This is a genomic window from Bradyrhizobium sp. 170, assembly GCF_023101085.1.
Taxonomy (GTDB): Bacteria; Pseudomonadota; Alphaproteobacteria; order Rhizobiales; family Xanthobacteraceae; genus Bradyrhizobium.
The window spans coordinates 1,125,319-1,143,536 of record NZ_CP064703.1 but is presented as its reverse complement, the minus strand read 5'-3'; the positions used below and the strand labels follow the sequence as shown (position 1 = coordinate 1,143,536).

Here is an 18,218-nt window from a genome sequence, read left to right as displayed (position 1 = left end):
TTGGCCGTCGGACGACCTAACGCATCACCTTCAGGCTGGTTCCGGTGCCGGAACCCGCTGCTTCACCGGACGCGCGCGCAATGGATGAATGGATCGACTATTACGATTCCACGCATACGATTTATGCGAGCAAGCTGCATCGCGACCTGCATTTCCAGATCATCGCGCGCGACATCATCGGCTACATCTCCTCGCCCGACTCCGTCGTGCTGGACTATGCCTGCGGCGAGGCGCTGTCCGCCGCCAGGGTGGCCGATGCCTGTGGCAAGCTCTATCTGGCCGAGCCGGCGCCAGGCGTCCGCGGCCGGCTGATCGCGCGCTTTGCGCCGAACACCAAGATCCGCGTTCGCTCGCTCGAGGATCTCAGCCGAATGGCGGAAAACTCGGTCGATCTCGTCGTCATGAATTCGGTCGCGCAATACATGACGCCGGAAGAGCTGGATTCGGCGTTTGCCGTCGTACGCCGGCTATTGAAGCCCAACGGTCGCCTGGTGCTGGGCGACATCCTGCGGCCCGAAGTCGGCATGGCCAGGGACGTGCTGGCGCTGTTGAAATTCGCAAGCAGGCACGGTTTCCTGAAAGACGCCCTTTACGGCCTCGCCAGCACCGCGCTGTCGGACTACCGGCAGCTGCGCACCCGCGTCGGGCTGCAGCGCTACCGCGAAGACGAGATGATCGAGAAACTCGCCGCCGCCGGCTTCGCCGCCTCACGCGCCCATCTCAACATCGGCCACAACCCGTGGCGGATGACGTTCGTGGCGCGCCACGCTTTCCAGCGCCCCTGAGTTCTAATCGCGCGCTAAGGTTGTTAACCCTAAAGCGCGGTAAGGGGTGGTTCACCGCGCCGTGATAAGCAATGATTGCCGCGGCCCGGTGGCGGAAGCGACGACGCGGGAGCAGTGCAATGCTCTTTATCCTGGTTCAAATCCAGGCCGGGCCTCCACGCTTCGCCCTGACGGCTACGCGTGGCGCAGCCACGCCGGAGACCGGCGGGGCAAAGCGTGTCCGGCGTAGCTTGAGCAAAGCGAAAGCGTAGACGGACTGGGGCCGCGCGGCGGACCAAATCCCATGAAATTGCCGGTTGATGGCCCGTTTTTGGGGGTTTCGCGGGTGCGGAATCTGGTCTAAAGACCACCCGCGCGCGAGGGTGACCCGCGCTCTTGGCTTAGGGGACGCGCAGCATGCGCGCCCTTTTTTTGTGCCTAAAATCCAGTCTGAGAGCTGATGCCCAAAAGAACAGATATCTCCACCATCCTGATCATCGGCGCCGGTCCCATCGTGATCGGCCAGGCCTGCGAATTCGACTATTCCGGCACCCAGGCGGTGAAGACGCTGAAGGAAGAGGGCTACCGCATCGTCCTCGTCAATTCCAATCCGGCCACCATCATGACCGACCCGGAACTGGCGGACGCCACCTATATCGAGCCGATCACCCCCGAAATCGTCGCCAAGATCATCGAGGCGGAACGCCACGTCATTCCGGGCGGCTTTGCGCTGCTGCCGACCATGGGCGGCCAGACCGCGCTGAACTGCGCGCTGTCGCTGCGCCGTCAGGGCACGCTCGACAAATTCGACGTCGAGATGATCGGCGCCACTGCCGACGCGATCGACAAGGCGGAAGACCGCCAGCTTTTCCGCAACGCCATGGAAAAGATCGGCCTGCAGACGCCGAAATCGCGGCTCGCCAACGCCTCGGCGCTGAAGAAGTCCTATCGCGACAAATACCAGACCGAACGCGAGAAGCTGTCCGGCGCCGCGCTGGAAGAGTGCGAACGGCAATGGACGCTCGGCGAGAACGAGCGCCGCAAGCGCTACCAGGAGCACGCGCTCGGTGAAGCGCTGATGGCGCTGTCCGAAATCGGGCTGCCCGCGATCATCCGCCCCTCCTTCACCATGGGCGGCACCGGCGGCGGCATCGCCTACAACAAGGAAGAGTTCCTCGACATCATCGAACGCGGCCTCGACGCCTCCCCGACCAACGAAGTCTTGATCGAGGAATCCGTGCTCGGCTGGAAAGAGTTCGAGATGGAGGTGGTGCGCGACAAGAAGGATAATTGCATCATCGTCTGCTCGATCGAGAACCTCGATCCGATGGGCGTGCACACCGGCGATTCCATCACGGTGGCGCCGGCGCTGACGCTGACCGACAAGGAATACCAGATCATGCGCGACGCCTCGCTGGCGGTGCTGCGCGAGATCGGGGTGGAGACCGGCGGCTCCAACGTGCAGTTCGGCGTCAACCCCGACGACGGCCGCATGGTGGTGATCGAGATGAACCCGCGCGTGTCGCGCTCCTCGGCGCTCGCTTCCAAGGCCACCGGCTTTCCGATCGCAAAGGTCGCCGCCAAGCTCGCGGTCGGCTACACACTCGACGAAATCGCCAACGACATCACCGGCGGCGCGACGCCTGCCTCGTTCGAACCGACGATCGATTACGTCGTGACCAAGGTTCCACGGTTTGCGTTCGAGAAATTCCCCGGCGCCTCCACCACGCTGACGACCTCGATGAAGTCGGTCGGCGAAGTGATGGCGATCGGCCGCACCTTCCAGGAGAGCCTGCAGAAGGCGCTGCGCGGGCTCGAGACCGGTTTGACCGGGCTCGACGAGATCGAGATCGAGGGGCTTGGCCAACACGACGACAAGAACGCCGTCCGCGCAGCCCTGGGCACGCCGACGCCGAACCGTATCCTGCAGGTGGCGCAGGCGATGCGGCTAGGCTGGTCGAACGAAGAGATCTTCAATTCCTGCAAGATCGATCCGTGGTTCCTGAGCGAGATGCGCGGCATCGTCGACATGGAAGCAAAGGTCAAGGCGAACGGCCTGCCGCCGAACGGCTACGGCATGCGCATGCTGAAGGCGATGGGTTTTTCGGACGCGCGGCTGGCCGTGCTGTCTGAGTCCACCGAGGCCGAGATCACCGCAAAACGTCACGCGCTCGGCGTCCGCCCGGTGTTCAAGCGCATCGACACCTGTGCCGCGGAATTCGCCTCCCCCACCGCCTACATGTATTCGACCTATGAGGCGCCGTTCGCAGGCAAGCTCGCCGATGAGAGCGCGCCGTCGGACAAGAAGAAGGTCGTCATCCTCGGCGGCGGCCCGAACCGGATCGGCCAGGGCATCGAGTTCGACTATTGCTGCTGTCATGCCTGCTTCGCGCTATCCGACGCCGGCTATGAGACCATCATGATCAACTGCAATCCGGAGACGGTGTCGACCGACTACGACACCGCCGACCGGCTCTATTTCGAGCCGCTCACCGCCGAGGATGTGCTGGAAATCATCGCCACTGAACGGCAGAACGGCACGCTGCACGGCGTGATCGTGCAGTTCGGCGGCCAGACCCCGCTCAAGCTGGCGCGCGCGCTGGAAGCCGCCGATGTGCCGATCCTCGGCACCTCGCCCGACGCCATCGACCTCGCCGAGGACCGCGACCGCTTCAAGCGCGTGCTCGACAAGCTGCGCCTCAAGCAGCCGAAGAACGGCATCGCCTATTCGGTCGAGCAGGCGCGGCTGGTGTCGGCCGATCTCGGCCTGCCGCTGGTGGTGCGCCCGTCCTATGTGCTGGGCGGCCGCGCGATGCAGATCATCCGCGAAGAGAACCAGCTCAACGATTATCTGCTCGGCACCCTGCCCGAACTGGTCCCCGGCGACGTCAAGGCGCGCTACCCGAACGACAAGACCGGCCAGATCAATACGGTGCTCGGCACCAATCCGCTGCTGTTCGACCGCTATCTCTCCGACGCCACCGAGATCGACGTCGACTGCCTATGCGACGGCAAGGACACCTTCATCGTCGGCATCATGGAGCATATCGAGGAAGCCGGCATTCACTCCGGCGATTCCGCCTGCTCGCTGCCGCCGCATTCGCTTGATGCGAAGATGATCGAGGAGCTCGAGCGGCAGACCCGAGAGCTGGCGCTCGGCCTCGACGTCGTCGGGCTGATGAACGTGCAATATGCGATCAAGGACGGCGAGATCCACGTGCTCGAGGTCAATCCGCGGGCGTCGCGCACAGTGCCGTTCGTCGCCAAGGTCGTCGGCACGCCGGTGGCGAAGATCGCGGCACGGATCATGGCCGGCGAGAAGCTTGCTGATTTCAAGCTGAAGAAGAAGCAGCTCGGCCATGTCGGCGTGAAAGAGTCCGTCTTCCCCTTCGCACGCTTCCCCGGCGTCGACACCGTGCTCGGTCCGGAGATGCGCTCGACCGGCGAGGTCATGGGCATCGACCGCTCCTTCGAGGTGGCGTTCGCAAAGAGCCAGCTCGGCGGCGGCACCCGCGTGCCGCGCAAGGGGACCGTATTCGTCTCGGTGCGCGAGACCGACAAGAACCGCATCACCGAAGCGGTGCGCCTCTTGCACTCGCTCGGCTTCAAGGTGATGGGCACATCAGGCACCCAGCGCTTCCTGACCGACAACGGCATTCCGACCGAGAAGGTTAACAAGGTGCTGGAGGGACGGCCGCACATCGTCGACGCCATCACCAATGGCGACATTCAGCTCGTTTTCAACACCACCGAGGGGCCGCAGGCGCTGGCGGACAGCCGTTCGCTGCGGCGGGCTGCCCTCTTGCATAAAGTGCCGTATTACACCACTCTTTCAGGTGCTGTCGCGGCCGCCCAAGGCATTCGCGCCTATCTGGGCGGGGACCTTGAGGTCCGCACCCTGCAGAGTTACTTTTCCGAAAACTGATCGTTAGAGGGGCAAAATGCCCGCTAAACGGTTGGCAATAAAGCCGTATGGCAGGAACTCACCGCTCGTTTGAATGTTGAATCGGCCCTTGACCGGGCCGAAAATTAATAGGCTCGCAGGGCTCGTATGGGGCCATGAAAGCCCGAATCGAAATCTAAAAAATGCCTCGTGCGCGCAACGCCCTGGGCGGCTCGCACGATGGAAGGACGGAAGACATGATGGAAAAGGTACCGATGACCGCTGGCGGCTATGCTGCCCTCGAGATCGAGTTGAAGAAGCGCCAGTCGGAGGATCGTCCGCGCATCATCGAGCATATCGCCGAGGCGCGCTCGCATGGAGACCTTTCGGAAAACGCGGAATATCACGCCGCCAAGGAAGAGCAGTCGCACAATGAAGGCCGCATCGCCGAGCTCGAAGACAAGCTCGCGCGTGCCGACATTATCGACATCTCCAAGCTCTCAGGCGACACCGTCAAGTTCGGCGCCACCGTCACGCTGGTCGACGAAGACACCGAGAAGAAAACGGTGTGGCAGATCGTGGGCGAGCCGGAAGCCGACGCCAAGAAGGGCCGTATCTCGATCACCTCGCCGCTGGCGCGCGCCCTGATCGGCAAGAAAAAAGGCTCGACTGTGGAAGTCGTGGCGCCGGGCGGCGCCAAGGCCTACGAGATCACCAAGGTCGAGTGGCGATAGTCACCTGCAAGTTACTGTTGCGACAAAGCCGCGTTTCGACGCGGCTTTTTGTTGGCGCACGACAATGCCGTCGCTGACAGGATTGTGAGTGGCGACGCAGCGGATTCCATAATATCCGACTCCGGATAATGCTTATAATCCATAACTAAATCGACGAGCGGCGCGCGGCAGGCTCCGCTGCTCCGGACGGCATCTTGCTGCGCTGCAATCGCGACAATATCGCGAAGCGATGAGTTGCGAGGGGAATGATTCAATTTCAGGGGTGTTGTGTCGGCATCACACGCAATCGCGCCAACACCGTGTAATGTTGTGAAGCTAAGTTCTGGCGTATCAAACAAGGGGGACGACATGGACCAAATCGACAGGATGCTCGCGAAATGGCAGCCGACGGCGCTGAGCTTGTTTCGCTTCATCACCGGCTTGCTGCTGTTTCAATTCGGCGTCGCGAAGATTCTGAAGTTTCCGACAATTCCGGATGGCAACGCTGCCGCCTTCCTCAACAAGGTGCAATTGATGTCGCTACCGGGAGCCGCCGGTGCGATTGAGCTGATTCTGGGCGCGCTTTTGCTGCTCGGACTGTTCACACGACCCGTCGCCTTCATTCTTGCCGGCGAGATGGCCTTTGCCTATTTCATCGGTCATGCGCCGCGGAATTTTTTTCCGATCATCAACGGCGGCACGCTCGCGATCCTGTTCTGCTTCGCCTGCCTTTATCTTTCGACCGCAGGCGGCGGGCCGTACAGCCTCGACGCCATGATGCGGAAGAAGACGTAAAGGCGTTCTGATCCGTCGTTGCGAGCGAAGACTCGTAGGGTGGGCAAAGGCGCCCTTCGCGCCGTGCCCACCATCACGACATTGCTCTGAATGGTGGGCACGCGGAGCCTGTCATCGGGCGCGCATTCGCGCGACCCGGTAGCTTTGCCCACCCTACAAACTCCGGTGGCTTTGCCCACCCTACAAATTACGGCTGGTTCGTCATTGCGAGCCAAGCGAAGCAATCCATCTCTCCGCAGAGGAAAGAATGGATTGCTTCGTCGCTTCAGCGCAAAATTGCTTTGCAATTTTGTCGCGAGCTCCCTTACGCAAACGCTTCGCGTTTGTCGCAGGCAATGACGGCGGCGAGAGCGTTCAGCCCGCCACCTTCACATCGAGCGGCACTGCCGCTTCATATTTCGAATTGTGCAGCACCAGCGACGTCCGGACGTTGCGCACGTGGGGTGCTGCCGTCAGGTGCGTGACGAAATCCTGAAACGTCGCCATGTCGGGCGCGACGCATTTGAGGATGAAATCCACCTCGCCCGACAGCATCCAGCATTCCCGCACCAGGGGCTCGGCGCGGACGAAATCCTCGAACGCGCGCAAATCCGCATCCGCCTGGCTGGACAGGTGGACGGAGGCAAACACCGTGACGTCGAAGCCGAGCCGGCGTGGATCCAGCAGGCCCCGATAGCCCTTGATGTACCCTTCCTCCTCCAGCGTGCGGACCCGGCGCAGGCAGGGCGGCGGCGAAATACCGACGCGTTTGGCCAGTTCCACGTTGGTGATTCGGCCGTCGGCCTGGATTTCGGCGAGGATTTTGAGGTCGATTTCGTCAAGATTCTTCGACACGCGCGTCGGGTTCCCTAATTCTGCTGCGCCTGGGCAGGTCTTACTGGTAACTCTCTTAGCGCAGGCCGTGCGGCTTGCGCAATTTTATTGCGCGTGCATCGCCATATTTCGCGATTGTGAAATCAGTTCCGGGGAAAATTCGCTGGGATGAATTGCAATTCTTGCATAGCTACCCAGATATTCTAGACTTGGATTTGACACTTTCGGCGCCCCGCGACGTCCTTCCGGGCGCTTTCTGCTCAGTCAACAAAAACCCCCGAATAAGAGAGGGATCCGCCGATGCCTGCGCCTATCCATGCCAAGGTCGTCATTATCGGTTCCGGCCCCGCCGGTTACACCGCGGCGATCTACGCGGCGCGCGCGATGCTGGAGCCGGTGCTGATCCAGGGCATCCAGCCCGGCGGGCAGCTCACCATCACCACCGACGTGGAAAACTATCCGGGCTTCGCCGACGTCATCCAGGGCCCCTGGCTGATGGAGCAGATGGAGAAGCAGGCGGCGCATGTCGGCACCAAGATCGTCACTGATTTCGTCAACAAGCTCGAACTGGCGCAGCGGCCGTTCCGGCTGACCTGCGACAGCGGCGACGTCTATCTGGCGGAAACCGTGATCCTCGCCACCGGCGCGCAGGCGCGCTGGCTCGGCATCGCTTCCGAAGAAAAATTCAAGGGCTTTGGCGTCTCGGCCTGCGCGACCTGCGACGGCTTCTTCTACCGCGGCAAGGAAGTGATCGTGGTCGGCGGCGGCAATACCGCGGTCGAGGAAGCGCTGTTCCTCACTAACTTCGCCTCGCAGGTAACGATCGTGCATCGCCGCGATCATTTCCGTGCCGAGCGCATCCTGCAGGATCGCCTGTTCAAGAACCCCAAGATCAAGGTGGTCTGGGATTCCGCGATCGACGAGATCTGCGGCACCGAAAACCCGGGCAAGGTCACCCATGTGCGCCTGAAGAACGTCAAGACCGGCAGGCTTACGGATGTGCCGGCCGACGGCGTCTTCATCGCCATCGGCCACGCGCCCGCAACCGACCTCGTCAAAGGCCAGATCAAGCTGAAATCCTCCGGCTATGTCGAGGTGGCGCCAAACTCGACCGCCACGTCTATTCCCGGCCTGTTCGCCGCCGGCGACGTGGCGGACGAAACCTATCGGCAGGCGGTCACGGCGGCCGGCCTCGGCTGCATGGCGGCCCTCGAGGCTGAACGCTTCCTGGCTTTGCGCGCGAGCGATCGCGCGGCGGCGGAGTAATCATGCCTAGAACACGGGACGGATCATCGGACATGGATTGGGACAAGCTGAAAGTCTTTCACGCGGCTGCAGAGGCGGGAAGCTTTACCCACGCCGGCGAACAGCTCGGGCTTTCGCAATCGGCGGTATCGCGGCAGGTCAGCGCGCTGGAGCAGGAGCTCGCGGTGTCGCTGTTCCACCGCCACGCGCGCGGACTGATCCTCACCGAACAGGGCGACCTGCTGTTTCGTACCGCGCATGACGTGTTCATGCAGCTGCAGGCGGCGCGCGCCAAGCTCACCGACAGCCGCGAGCGGCCGAGCGGCGACCTCAAGATCACCACGCCGCCGGCGCTCGGTATCAACTGGCTGATCCCGCGGCTCGACGAATTCACCGCGCTCTATCCGGATATCCGGATCTCCATGATCGTGACCGACGAAGATCTCGATCTGTCGATGCGCGAGGCCGACGTCGCGATCCGCACCCGCAAGCCGACCCAGCCGGACCTGATCCAGCGCAAGCTGTTCTCGATCGGCTTCCACGCCTATTGCTCGCCGGAATACATCAAGCGCTTCGGCACGCCACGCACGCTGGACGACCTGGACTCGCATCGCATCATCATGCTGAGCGATGCGCAGGTTCCGACGCATCTGCAGAACCGCTCCTGGCTGATCGACGCCGGCCGTAACGGCTCGGGTCCGCGCGAGGCCTACTTCAAGGTCAACAATATCCTGGGGCTGGTCCGCGCCTGTCAGCAGGGGCTCGGCATCGCCGCCCTGCCCGACTATCTGGTCGAGGAGAACAACCGCCTGGTGCAGTTGTTCGGCGAGACCGACTCGATCCAGATCGACACGTATTTTGTCTATCCCGAAGAGTTGAAGACGGTGGCGCGGGTGCAGGTGTTCCGCGACTTCGTGGTGAGCAAGGCGCAGCGCTGGCCCTCCTAGAGCGCGATCCGGACCCGCAGGGCCGCGTTAGCGCAAAAGTGGAGACCGGTTTTCCCTCGGGACAAACGCGAAGCGTTTGCCCGGAGATCATGCTCCATAAGCTGGACGCGGGTGGCGTTTCGTCGTCCCCGCTTTGCGGATTAGCCTATTTAATAGAGGGCCCGCTCACCGCATGACTGACATGCGGCTCGGACGGTTGCCGCACAGCACTGATGAGGATCATAGTGCTTAAACGCTGAGCGGTCGCGTCGCGCATATGTCCCCCTCCTCCAGTGGCGCGGCGGTTCAGTAATCCCTCTTGGAAGGTGATTGTGTCGGCCTCACGTGGCCAATACCTCAAGCCGGGCTCTCTTGGGCCCGGCTTTTTTTTCGTCTGCAAGTCTTCACCGACGAGCCATATCGTTGCGCCGATTGACATTGGGGTCCGCTGCCACCATCATCCGCACATGATCACGCGTTCGTGCGCAGCTTTATCGTCGAAAAAAGATCCCCACCTGGGGACCCGAGATCGACGCGCGCGCTAGACACTGCCACAACCCGCGATCCCGAAAGCCCCGCCGTCTGGACGGGGTTTTTTTATTGGTCCCGTCTCCGGCTCACCCCATGAGGAGATGGAACGATGACTGCCCCTTCGACTGACGATCTAACAAGCCGCCTGCAGGGCCTGTGGCTGCCGCTCATTACGCCGTTTCGCGACGGCGAACTCGACGAGGCGTCGTTACGCCGGCTCGTCAGGCACTATGCGGCCGGCCCGGTCGACGGCTTCATTCTGGCGGCGACGTCGGGCGAAGGCATGTCGCTCCGCGCGGACGAGCTCGAGCGGCTGGTGACGGTGACGCGCAGCGAACTATCCGGCGGCGGTCGCCACCTGCCGATCCTGCTGGGCCTGTCCGGCGCCTCTACCGCGAAGCTTCTGGATGCGCTGGATGAGACGGCGACCTGGCCGATCGACGGCTATCTGATCGCGAGCCCCTATTACATCCGCCCCTCGCAACGCGGCCTGGTGCAGCATTTCACCGCGCTCGCCGACCACGCCTCGTGGCCGATCGTGCTCTACAACATCCCCTACCGGACCGGCGTCAGCCTCACCAACGAGACGCTGCTGCAGCTCGCCCTGCATCCGAACATCGCCGGCATGAAGGATTGCGGCGCCGACCGCGCGCAGTCGATCGACTTCTTAAGCCGGCGACCACCGAACTTTGGCGTACTGACCGGCGAGGACGCGCTGTATCACGAAGCGCTCGCCGACGGCGCCGACGGGGCGATCCTGCTGTCGGCGCATCTGGAGACCGACGCCTTCGCATCGGTGCAGACACTGTTGAAGCAGGGCGATCGCGACGCCGCGCGCGCATGCTGGAAGGCCATTTCCGCGCTGACCCGGCTGTTGTTCGCCGAACCGAGCCCGGCGCCTGCGAAGTATTGGCTGGCGCGCAGCGGGCTGATCGACAGCGCCGAGGTCCGCCTTCCGATGGTGGAGGTGAGCGCGGAGCTCGCAGCGTTGCTGGACGAGGAAATCGAGCGACGCAGGCCACAGCTGTTGCGCCGGGCCTGAACGTCGCGCCAGGAGAGATGGCCGGCACCGCTCGCCTTGGATGGCGAGCGGAAGCAATGCGCTTTAGCTGACCAGCAAGCGATAGGTCAGCACCGGCGCGAAGCCGAGCACCATCGCCCAGATGGCGAACGACGACACCAGCAGAACGTCATGCGCCCGCTGGGCGAGTTCGCCGGTCGGATATTTCCTGTCGTGTGCGATCATTGTCATTCCCCGGTGATGTTCCTTGAGGAGAAATACCTACAGATAAAATTTTAATGTCGCGGCCGGGCCTTCGCTTGAAGTTGCGGCTTCGCACTCACCAGCCATTAACCAGGATATCACGGTGGTTAATCGGCGGTAGCACTTGCGGTCAAATGCAAGTGAAATCGGAACCGGGTTTTTAAAACCGCCCGCGTATCAAGATAGCAGGAGCCAACAAAAACGCGGGGGCGCGTCGTGCACTTTGAAAACAACACCATCCCTCAACAGGGCTTTTCCACCGAGGACATTGTGTGGGCCGTCGGCATCTGGTCGGTGATCCTGACGCTGTCGCCGGTCGTCGTGTTCTACGTGCTGATGGTGGCGTAAGCCGCACTCTCACGTCCGTCATTGCGAGCCAACGGGTCGCGCGAATGCGCGCCCGTTGACAGGCTCCGCGAAAGCAATCCATTCTTTCTTCGTGCGTCGCGATGGATTGCTTCGCTGCGCTCGCAATGACGGCGATAGGGCTTTTGCCACACCCGCAAAAGAAAAACGCGCGGAGCGCCGCGCGTCTTTGTCAGTCCAGAAAGATCAGTCCGAGAGGAGAAAGCGGCGTTGTTACGCCGCCTGCTTGTGCATGGCGCCAGATCCGGACGCGGTTCCGCGGATCGCCTTGATCGAACGTTCGATCGCGCCCCACAGCCTGGTGATCTCGGCCGCGGCCCGGCCTTCCGCGTAATATTCGCGGGCGCCTTCGCCCTGGCTCAGCGCCATGATCAGATCGGCGCGGTTGGTGATCTGGCCGCTCCACACCGGCGCGCGGAATTTCGCCAGCGCTTCACGCGCGATGGTGACGATGCGGCTCTCGACGCCGTCGCGTTCGGCGGGGGCGCCGTTGACCACGACTGCGTAGGGCTTGCGCGCCGAACGGCAGGTCTGAATCGTTTCCTGCACGGCGTTGACGTCGAACACGCCCGGCCGCGCCGGAATGATCACCATCGTCGCGTTGCGGATCGCGTCGTCGACAACGGCCGAAAGATTCGGCGGCGTGTCGATGAACACCCATTCGACGCCGTCGCGCTTGGCGGCAGCGACGATGCCGCTGACGGAATTCACCGCGGCCTTGATCGGCGGTTCGTTGGTGCCGCGCAATTTGTGCCAGAGCGTAAGCGATCCCTGTGGGTCGGCATCGACCAGAAGGATGGGCTTCGTTGCCTTGTGAACATGGGCAGCGAGGTGAGCAGCCAGGGTACTCTTTCCCGAGCCCCCCTTACGTGATGCAAATACTATTACGTTCATACCTTGGCCTCCAAGTTGACCCCAGAAGCTGAAAATGAATCAGCGGGCTGATTCGCGAAAGAAAAATTTAAGGGATGTCGCGATGAAGCCACGTAATTGCCAACAAGGCTGGTTTTTGAGTCACAGGTGCGTGCAGGCCCGCAACCGGAAACGGAACGGTTGAAAGCCTTGCAGAGTGCCTTGATCGCTCATTGCGCGGTTTTTGCGCGCTCGCGTTCGAGCTTTGCACGCTGGCGTTCGAGCCATTTGCGCTCGATCCATCCGAGCCCCTGCGCCATCGGCTTCTGCAGCGGCGGCACGTCCTGCGCGAACAAAAGGAGTCCGAGCGGAAGCATCCAGAGTCCGAGCACTGGCAGGAAGCTGAGAAAGCCGCCGACGACCAAGAGAAACGCGAGCGGAATCCGGACATAGATCGACGACGGCTTGCGTACCCAGCCGACGAATTTCGCCGGCCCAGGCGGCAGCTTTTTCTCAAACCAGGCAAAATGCCGGTCGAGCTCCTTTTGATGTGCGCTCAATGAACCCTCTCCTCTTGCCCAAAGGAGATGTTCATTGCAGATGGCGCAAACAAGGCGTCAGCCTGGCGCACCAGGGATTCTTAAAATGATGTAATGCCGTCAGGTCGCCCGCGCCGTCAGGTCGCGGGTTTCGCCGGCTTTTTGGTCTTGCGCGGCTTGACGCTCACCGCCTTGCGCGGCGTTGCCGGCCGGATCACGGTCGGCCGGCCGGCCGGCCTGACCGCAGCCTCGCGGGGCTCGGGATCCGGCCTGAACTGGGCGCGGCAGGGCGGCGAGAGCTGGGATTTTTTGGCAACCATGCAAGCCGTCACGCGGCCGACATCGGGAATTTCCGAACTGCAGAGCCGGAACGCATCGCTGGTGCAGGCCTGCTCCTGTTCGGGAGTATAGGTTTGGCCGGCGGCGGGAGAGATCGAAACCGACAGCGCCACGGCCAGCAGCCATCCAAGCTGGAAATTCCCTGCGCGAAAAATCGTCATCCATCCCCCCAGCCCAAAGTTTGGCGGAATTGTGGGTGAACGGATCAGGATTCGCAAGCACGGGTGGACGACACGCCACAGCACAAGTGTCGCGGCACGTTGGGCGGCAATTCAGGTTCAAGCGGCAATTCAGCAGCGTGAAGGCTGGTACAGTTGGGTGGGCTCGAACCACCGACCTCCTGTTCCACAGACAGGCGCTCTAACCAACTGAGCTACAACTGCATACCTCACGCGAGGTCCCAAAAAGGGGGTCGCGAATGGGCCGGAAACTAGGTGCAACGCCTCGCTTTGGCAAGGCCGCGAAGCATCTGATTGTAGTCGTCCCGAGGGCATTTTGCGTTCAATTGACGGGCCCCTCGGCCAGGCCCCCGGCAGCCTGCCAAAATCATCCCGCGCAGCAAAAAGCCCGGGCCGCTTGGCCCGGGCTTTTCGTGATCGATACCGGAAGCGGTCAGGCGGCCGGCTTGTAGAGCTTCGAGGCCGAGGCCTTGATCGGCTCGACGGTCTCGGTCGCTACCTTCTGGCCGAGCTCGGCGAGCTCCTTGGCTTGCGCGGTGAGGGTCTCGTACTGCTTGCGGGCATGCGAGGTCCACAGCTCCATCGCCGCCGCCGGCGTCTTCACGCCGAACAGCTCCTGCGCAAAATCGAGTTCGGCGGAAGTGTTGGCCTTGAAGAACTCGATCACCTTGGCGTTGTACGCGCTGGCGCCCTTGCTGGCCGAGGTGAACACAGCCTCGATGGTGCCGTTATGGGTTTCGGCGGCATCCTTGAACTTGGCGTAGCTGTCGCGAGCCTGCGAGACGCCCTTTTCGGCAAGCGCGCGCATCTGCTCGGGGACTTCGAAGGGGATGATGGAGGCAGAGAAGGGATCGGTGGAGCTGGTCACGGCTTGCATCCTTCACAATGGGGTTAAACGATGTTCCCCCTCGCGGGACGCCGGGGCAGGTAATCGGCCGGGACGCCGGAGGGATCACGCATACACACGCACTCACGGAAAGTGCCCATCCACGGGCTCGCCCAATAAGCACCCATATCATGTCAAATTTGTGCAGCGCACTGCAATTTCTGGTGCGTCGCCGCAAATTTAACCCGGCATGCGGGTTCCAGCAGGCGATCCAGCGGCAGCTTCCCGCCAATGCGGGCAGGTCAGGCTTTCGGCCGGGCCGCGTCCATGGCGGCCTTGCCGACGACCTGGCCCATTTCGCTGGCCTGCTCCGCCAGCGCGCGCATTTGCGCCTGCACATACTCGCTGTGCAACCGCATCACCTCGGGCAGATCCTTGGCCTTCAGCAATGACTGCGCGTGATCGAGCGAGCCCTGCACATTCTTCTCGGCATAGGCCATAGCCTTGCTGCCGACGTCCTTTACGCCGGCGCGAACCGTGGCGTTGCGCTCCTCGATGGAGCCGGCGGCGGTCTGTGCGGCGGCGACGAATTTCTCGAAGGCGTTGCGGGCCTGCTCCAGGCTAGCTTCCGCCATCGATCGCATTTCCTTGGGTATCTCGAATCGGTCTCGCACTTCGTCACTCATGGTGCGTTCCTTTTCAGTGGCAGGGATTGCGTCCGGATACCGTCGGGGGCCGCATCCTGGACGGATGCAGCGCCGGGGAGGTTCCCCGTTGAACCCTTGACGGCCGTCAGCAACCCACCCAACGCAGCGGCCGGCCAAAGGGTCCAGCCCGGATTAAGGTTATCCGTGGGTTAAATTAGCGCCGGCCGGCCGGGCCGTGGACCTGCCGCTGCGGCCTTGCGATAGTAACCGTGCCTTAACGCTGTCGGCGTTTTGGCGGTCGATTTTGACGCCGGACGGTCATGTAGCTGCGATGCAGGATGCGGAATTTCAGTGGCTGGCGCGGAGCGATCCGCGATTGGCGGCCTACGCGGCGAGCCCCCTGCCGGCCTGGCTGTGGACCGCCGACGGCAAGCGGATCCTGTGGGCCAATCCGGCCGGCGCCCGCGTGTTCGGTGAAGCCAGTGCCGCAGCCCTTGCCGAAAGAACCTTCGGACCGGCCGACCGGCACCGGCGGCAGATTGCGCGGCTCGCAGGCCGGTTGCTCGCCAACGGTGCCATCCGGCTGGAGCGCTTGCAGGGATTTGGCGCGGCGCCCGGCGGGCTTGCGACGTGCGGCGCTTCGCGGCTCGACTTTCCCAATGGCAGCCACGGCGTTCTGATCGCCGCCGGCAACATCGCGCTGATCGCGCCGCGACCGGCGCAGACACAGCCCGACAACGAGATGCAGCCAGAAACCGCATCATCAGAGCCGACCTTGTCAGAGCCGGTCTTGTCAGAGCCGGCCTTGTCAGAGCCAGCCTTGCAGCCGAGCGCACCGGTCATGGAGCAAGCGGTCGTGCCGCAACCGGCTCCCGACCACCCGCAGCCAGCACCATCGGGCGAAGCGCCCGCCGGGTTTGCGTTGTTCGATGCGTTTGCCGAACCTGCCGCCGCGGACGAGCCGCCCGCCGCCGAAACCATTGCGCGCGCGCCATCACCTGGCATCGAAGCGTTTGCCGGCCAGCCGCAGACGCGCCGCCGGCCGCTGCGCTTCACCTGGCAGATGGATCGGGAAGGCCGATTCACGCTCGGCACCGACGAATTCGCCGGCCTGATCGGCCCGCGCACCACGGCCGCTTTCGGCCGGCCATGGCGCGAGATCGCCGAGACCTTTGGGTTCGATCCCACCGGCCGGATGATGCAAGCCTTTGCGACGGGCGCCACCTGGAGCGGCATCGCGCTGAACTGGCCAGTCGATGGCGGTGACACGCTGCCCGTCGAAATGTCCGGCCTGCCGGTCTTCGATGGGGCGCGGAATTTCATCGGCTATCGCGGCTTCGGCGTCTGCCGCGATTTCGATGCGCTGGCGCGGCTCGCCGCCCGGCGCCTGGCGGAATTGTCCGGCGAGATGGTAACGCCGCAAGACGTGCCCGCTGCGCCATCCGCCGAGCCGGCCAGCGTCGCATCGCCTTCATCGGACGAATTGCCTGAACCGATTGCTGCCGAAACTTCTGCTGCAGAGACTTCAACTGCAGAGACTTCTGCTGCAGAGACTTCACATCAAAAAGATTTGGAAACGCCCGTGGAACCTCCGAAGGAAGCCTTAGAGGAAAGCGTCCAAGAAAGCGTCCGGGAAATCGCCAAGGACGCGCTGACGGAAACCGCAGCGGAGTTGCCGGCAGACGCCGCTGCAAACGTCTTGCCGTTCCGCGCCCCGGGCGAAGCGAAGCAGCCAGCGCTGACGCCGGTTGAAAACAGCGCCTTCGACGAACTCGCGCGACAATTGTCGGCGCGGCTCGACACCGAGAACGGCAACGAGGCGTTGGATGCCGCCGGCGAATCCATCTTCGAACCGCTGGCCGCGCGCGAAGCGGCTCCCGCGCCGCCCGAATGGCTGGCGCCGCCCGAGCCTCCGGCGCGAGGCGAAGCGGCGCGCGACAAGGCGCTGCTCGATTTGCTGCCGGTCGGCATCCTGATCTACCGGCTCGACCGGCTGCTCTATGCCAACCCCGCCTTCCTGACGCAGATGGGCTATCCAGGCCTGCACGCGCTGGAAGATGCCGGCGGCCTCGACGCACTCTATGTCGAACCCGGCGTATCAAACGCCTCCTCGACATCGGACACCGGCAAGCCGGTGACGATCTCGGCAAGCCAGCCCGCGGACGCGGATACGCCGGCAGCGGCGGCCGACGCGCGCCTCTACACCATCTCGTGGGACGGCGATTCGGCGCTGGCCTTGATCTTCTCGGGCACGCGCCATGAGGGCACGGCGATCGCGGCCGCCATCGCGCGAGCCGAGCCGGTATCGGAGTTCGAACCGGCGGTATCGGAGGCCGAACCGGCGGTATCGGAGCCTGACGTCTTCGGCTCCGAACCGGAGGCATCCGAACCTGACGTTTTTGAACCGTCGGATGTCGGGCATGCCAACGCCGAAGACCTCGCCGCCATCCTCGACACCACGGCCGAGGGCATCCTGATGTTCGACGCCGAGGGCAACATCCACGCGGCCAACCGCAGCGCCGAAGCGCTGTTCGGCCATAACGGCGACGAACTCGCGCGACGCAATCTCGCCGATCTGTTCGCGCCCGAAAGCCGGCACGGCGTGTTCGAATATCTCGCCGGCATCAAGGCTTCCGGCGTCGCCAGCCTGCTCGACCACGGCCGCGAGGTGCTGGGCCGCGAAAGCAAAGGCGGCATCATCGCGCTGTCGATGACCATGGGCCGCACCCGCCCTGACGGCCCGAATTTCTTCGCGGTGTTCCGCGATCTGTCGCAAGCCAAGCACACCGAGAGCGAATTGCGCGAGGCGCGGCGGCTGGCCGAACGCGCCGCCAGCGCCAAGGCTGACGTGCTGGCGCGGATCAGCCACGAGGTGCGGACGCCGCTGAACGCCATCATCGGCTTTTCCGAAGTGATGATCGGCGAGCGTTTCGGCGCGCTCGGCAACGAACGCTACCTCGAATACATGAAGGACATCCGCGCCTCCGGCGAACGCGTGATCGCCATCGTCAACGACCTGCTCGATCTCTCAAGGATCGAAACCGGCAAGCTCGATCTCGCTTTCACCAACCAGAACCTCAACGAACTGGTCGAGAGCTGCGTCGCGGTCTTGCAGCCGCAGGCCAATCGCGAGCGCATCATCATCCGCACGTCACTCGCGCGCATGTTGCCGCCTGTGATTGCGGATGCGCGGGCCTTGCGCCAGATCACGCTGAACCTGATCGGCAATTCGATCCATCTCGCCAATGCCGGCGGCCAGGTCATCGTCTCGACCGCGCTGTCCGATTTCGGCGAGGTGATGCTGCGGGTCCGCGACACCGGCAACGGGCTCAATGACAATGAGGTTGCCGCAGCCCTCCAGCCGTTCCGAACCCAGGCGCCATCGGATCGGGCCGAGAGTTCGGCCGTCAGCCTGTCGCTGACCAAAGCCCTCGTCGAAGCCAACCGCGCCAAATTCCAGATCAAGACCGGCGGCCGTTCCGGCACGCTGATCGAGATCGTGTTCCCGCACGCGGTCGCACAGGTCTGACCGGAGA

At 63.2% G+C, this 18,218-nt stretch carries 17 protein-coding genes and 2 tRNA genes; 10 read left to right on the top strand and 9 right to left on the bottom strand.

The window, feature by feature from the left end:
- Positions 1-80 precede the first annotated feature (80 nt).
- The 4 genes from IVB05_RS05465 to greA all read left to right on the top strand — a co-directional run bounded on the left by IVB05_RS05465 (position 81) and on the right by greA (position 5,381).
- Entirely contained in the window at positions 81-785 is a 705-nt protein-coding gene (locus tag IVB05_RS05465) for a class I SAM-dependent methyltransferase (protein ID WP_247783410.1), read from the top strand.
- A gap of 82 nt (positions 786-867) precedes the next feature.
- A tRNA-OTHER gene (locus IVB05_RS05460) sits at positions 868-943 on the top strand.
- Between the two features lie 281 nt (positions 944-1,224).
- Positions 1,225-4,689: a carbamoyl-phosphate synthase large subunit gene (carB, locus tag IVB05_RS05455; RefSeq protein WP_247783409.1), complete on the top strand. Its 3,465-nt coding sequence runs from the start codon at positions 1,225-1,227 to the stop codon at positions 4,687-4,689.
- Between the two features lie 218 nt (positions 4,690-4,907).
- Entirely contained in the window at positions 4,908-5,381 is a 474-nt protein-coding gene (gene greA / locus IVB05_RS05450) for a transcription elongation factor GreA (RefSeq protein WP_247786596.1), read from the top strand.
- 11 nt (positions 5,382-5,392) lie between these two features.
- Here the strand turns inward: greA and IVB05_RS05445 are convergent, their stop codons facing one another.
- Positions 5,393-5,731, bottom strand: a complete 339-nt coding sequence (locus IVB05_RS05445) for a hypothetical protein (RefSeq protein WP_247783408.1) — start codon at positions 5,729-5,731, stop codon at positions 5,393-5,395.
- A 7-nt stretch (positions 5,732-5,738) separates the two neighbouring features.
- Between IVB05_RS05445 and IVB05_RS05440 the strand changes: the two genes are divergently transcribed.
- A complete protein-coding gene (locus IVB05_RS05440) occupies positions 5,739-6,155 on the top strand; it encodes a DoxX family protein (RefSeq protein ID WP_247786595.1) in 417 nt (138 codons plus the stop codon).
- Between the two features lie 354 nt (positions 6,156-6,509).
- Here the strand turns inward: IVB05_RS05440 and IVB05_RS05435 are convergent, their stop codons facing one another.
- Positions 6,510-6,989, bottom strand: a complete 480-nt coding sequence (locus tag IVB05_RS05435) for an Lrp/AsnC family transcriptional regulator (protein WP_247783407.1) — start codon at positions 6,987-6,989, stop codon at positions 6,510-6,512.
- Positions 6,990-7,268: 279 nt separating this feature from the next.
- On the opposite strand from IVB05_RS05435, the gene trxB reads away from it, so the two are divergent.
- The 3 genes from trxB to dapA all read left to right on the top strand — a co-directional run bounded on the left by trxB (position 7,269) and on the right by dapA (position 10,712).
- Complete coding sequence (trxB, locus tag IVB05_RS05430) at positions 7,269-8,234, top strand: thioredoxin-disulfide reductase (protein ID WP_247783406.1); 966 nt, start codon at positions 7,269-7,271, stop codon at positions 8,232-8,234.
- 2 nt (positions 8,235-8,236) lie between these two features.
- The gene (locus tag IVB05_RS05425; RefSeq protein ID WP_190242137.1) at positions 8,237-9,160 is read left to right on the top strand and encodes a LysR family transcriptional regulator; all 924 of its coding nucleotides are present in this window, start codon (positions 8,237-8,239) and stop codon (positions 9,158-9,160) included.
- Between the two features lie 619 nt (positions 9,161-9,779).
- Positions 9,780-10,712 (top strand): 4-hydroxy-tetrahydrodipicolinate synthase, encoded by a 933-nt coding sequence (gene dapA / locus IVB05_RS05420; RefSeq protein WP_247783405.1) that lies wholly within the window; start codon positions 9,780-9,782, stop codon positions 10,710-10,712.
- 63 nt (positions 10,713-10,775) lie between these two features.
- Here dapA and IVB05_RS05415 read toward each other — a convergent pair whose 3' ends face one another.
- The gene (locus IVB05_RS05415) at positions 10,776-10,922 is read right to left on the bottom strand and encodes a hypothetical protein (protein WP_247783404.1); all 147 of its coding nucleotides are present in this window, start codon (positions 10,920-10,922) and stop codon (positions 10,776-10,778) included.
- Positions 10,923-11,150: 228 nt separating this feature from the next.
- Between IVB05_RS05415 and IVB05_RS43465 the strand changes: the two genes are divergently transcribed.
- Positions 11,151-11,282: a hypothetical protein gene (locus IVB05_RS43465; RefSeq protein WP_256473190.1), complete on the top strand. Its 132-nt coding sequence runs from the start codon at positions 11,151-11,153 to the stop codon at positions 11,280-11,282.
- A 231-nt stretch (positions 11,283-11,513) separates the two neighbouring features.
- On the opposite strand, the gene IVB05_RS05410 is transcribed toward IVB05_RS43465, so the two are convergent.
- The 6 genes from IVB05_RS05410 to IVB05_RS05385 all read right to left on the bottom strand — a co-directional run bounded on the left by IVB05_RS05410 (position 11,514) and on the right by IVB05_RS05385 (position 14,721).
- Complete coding sequence (locus IVB05_RS05410) at positions 11,514-12,194, bottom strand: ParA family protein (protein WP_247783403.1); 681 nt, start codon at positions 12,192-12,194, stop codon at positions 11,514-11,516.
- Between the two features lie 188 nt (positions 12,195-12,382).
- Entirely contained in the window at positions 12,383-12,712 is a 330-nt protein-coding gene (locus IVB05_RS05405) for a hypothetical protein (protein ID WP_247783402.1), read from the bottom strand.
- A 116-nt stretch (positions 12,713-12,828) separates the two neighbouring features.
- On the bottom strand, positions 12,829-13,191 hold the full coding sequence (locus IVB05_RS05400) for a hypothetical protein (RefSeq protein WP_247783401.1): 363 nt from the start codon (positions 13,189-13,191) through the stop codon (positions 12,829-12,831).
- Between the two features lie 145 nt (positions 13,192-13,336).
- A tRNA-His gene (locus tag IVB05_RS05395) sits at positions 13,337-13,413 on the bottom strand.
- Positions 13,414-13,642: 229 nt separating this feature from the next.
- On the bottom strand, positions 13,643-14,077 hold the full coding sequence (locus IVB05_RS05390; RefSeq protein ID WP_247783400.1) for a phasin: 435 nt from the start codon (positions 14,075-14,077) through the stop codon (positions 13,643-13,645).
- A 260-nt stretch (positions 14,078-14,337) separates the two neighbouring features.
- Positions 14,338-14,721, bottom strand: coding sequence for a phasin family protein (locus IVB05_RS05385; RefSeq protein ID WP_247783399.1), 384 nt, complete (start codon positions 14,719-14,721; stop codon positions 14,338-14,340).
- Positions 14,722-15,013: 292 nt separating this feature from the next.
- Here IVB05_RS05385 and IVB05_RS05380 point away from each other — a divergent pair, with 292 nt between their 5' ends.
- A complete protein-coding gene (locus IVB05_RS05380; protein WP_247786594.1) occupies positions 15,014-18,211 on the top strand; it encodes a PAS domain-containing sensor histidine kinase in 3,198 nt (1,065 codons plus the stop codon).
- Positions 18,212-18,218 lie beyond the last annotated feature (7 nt).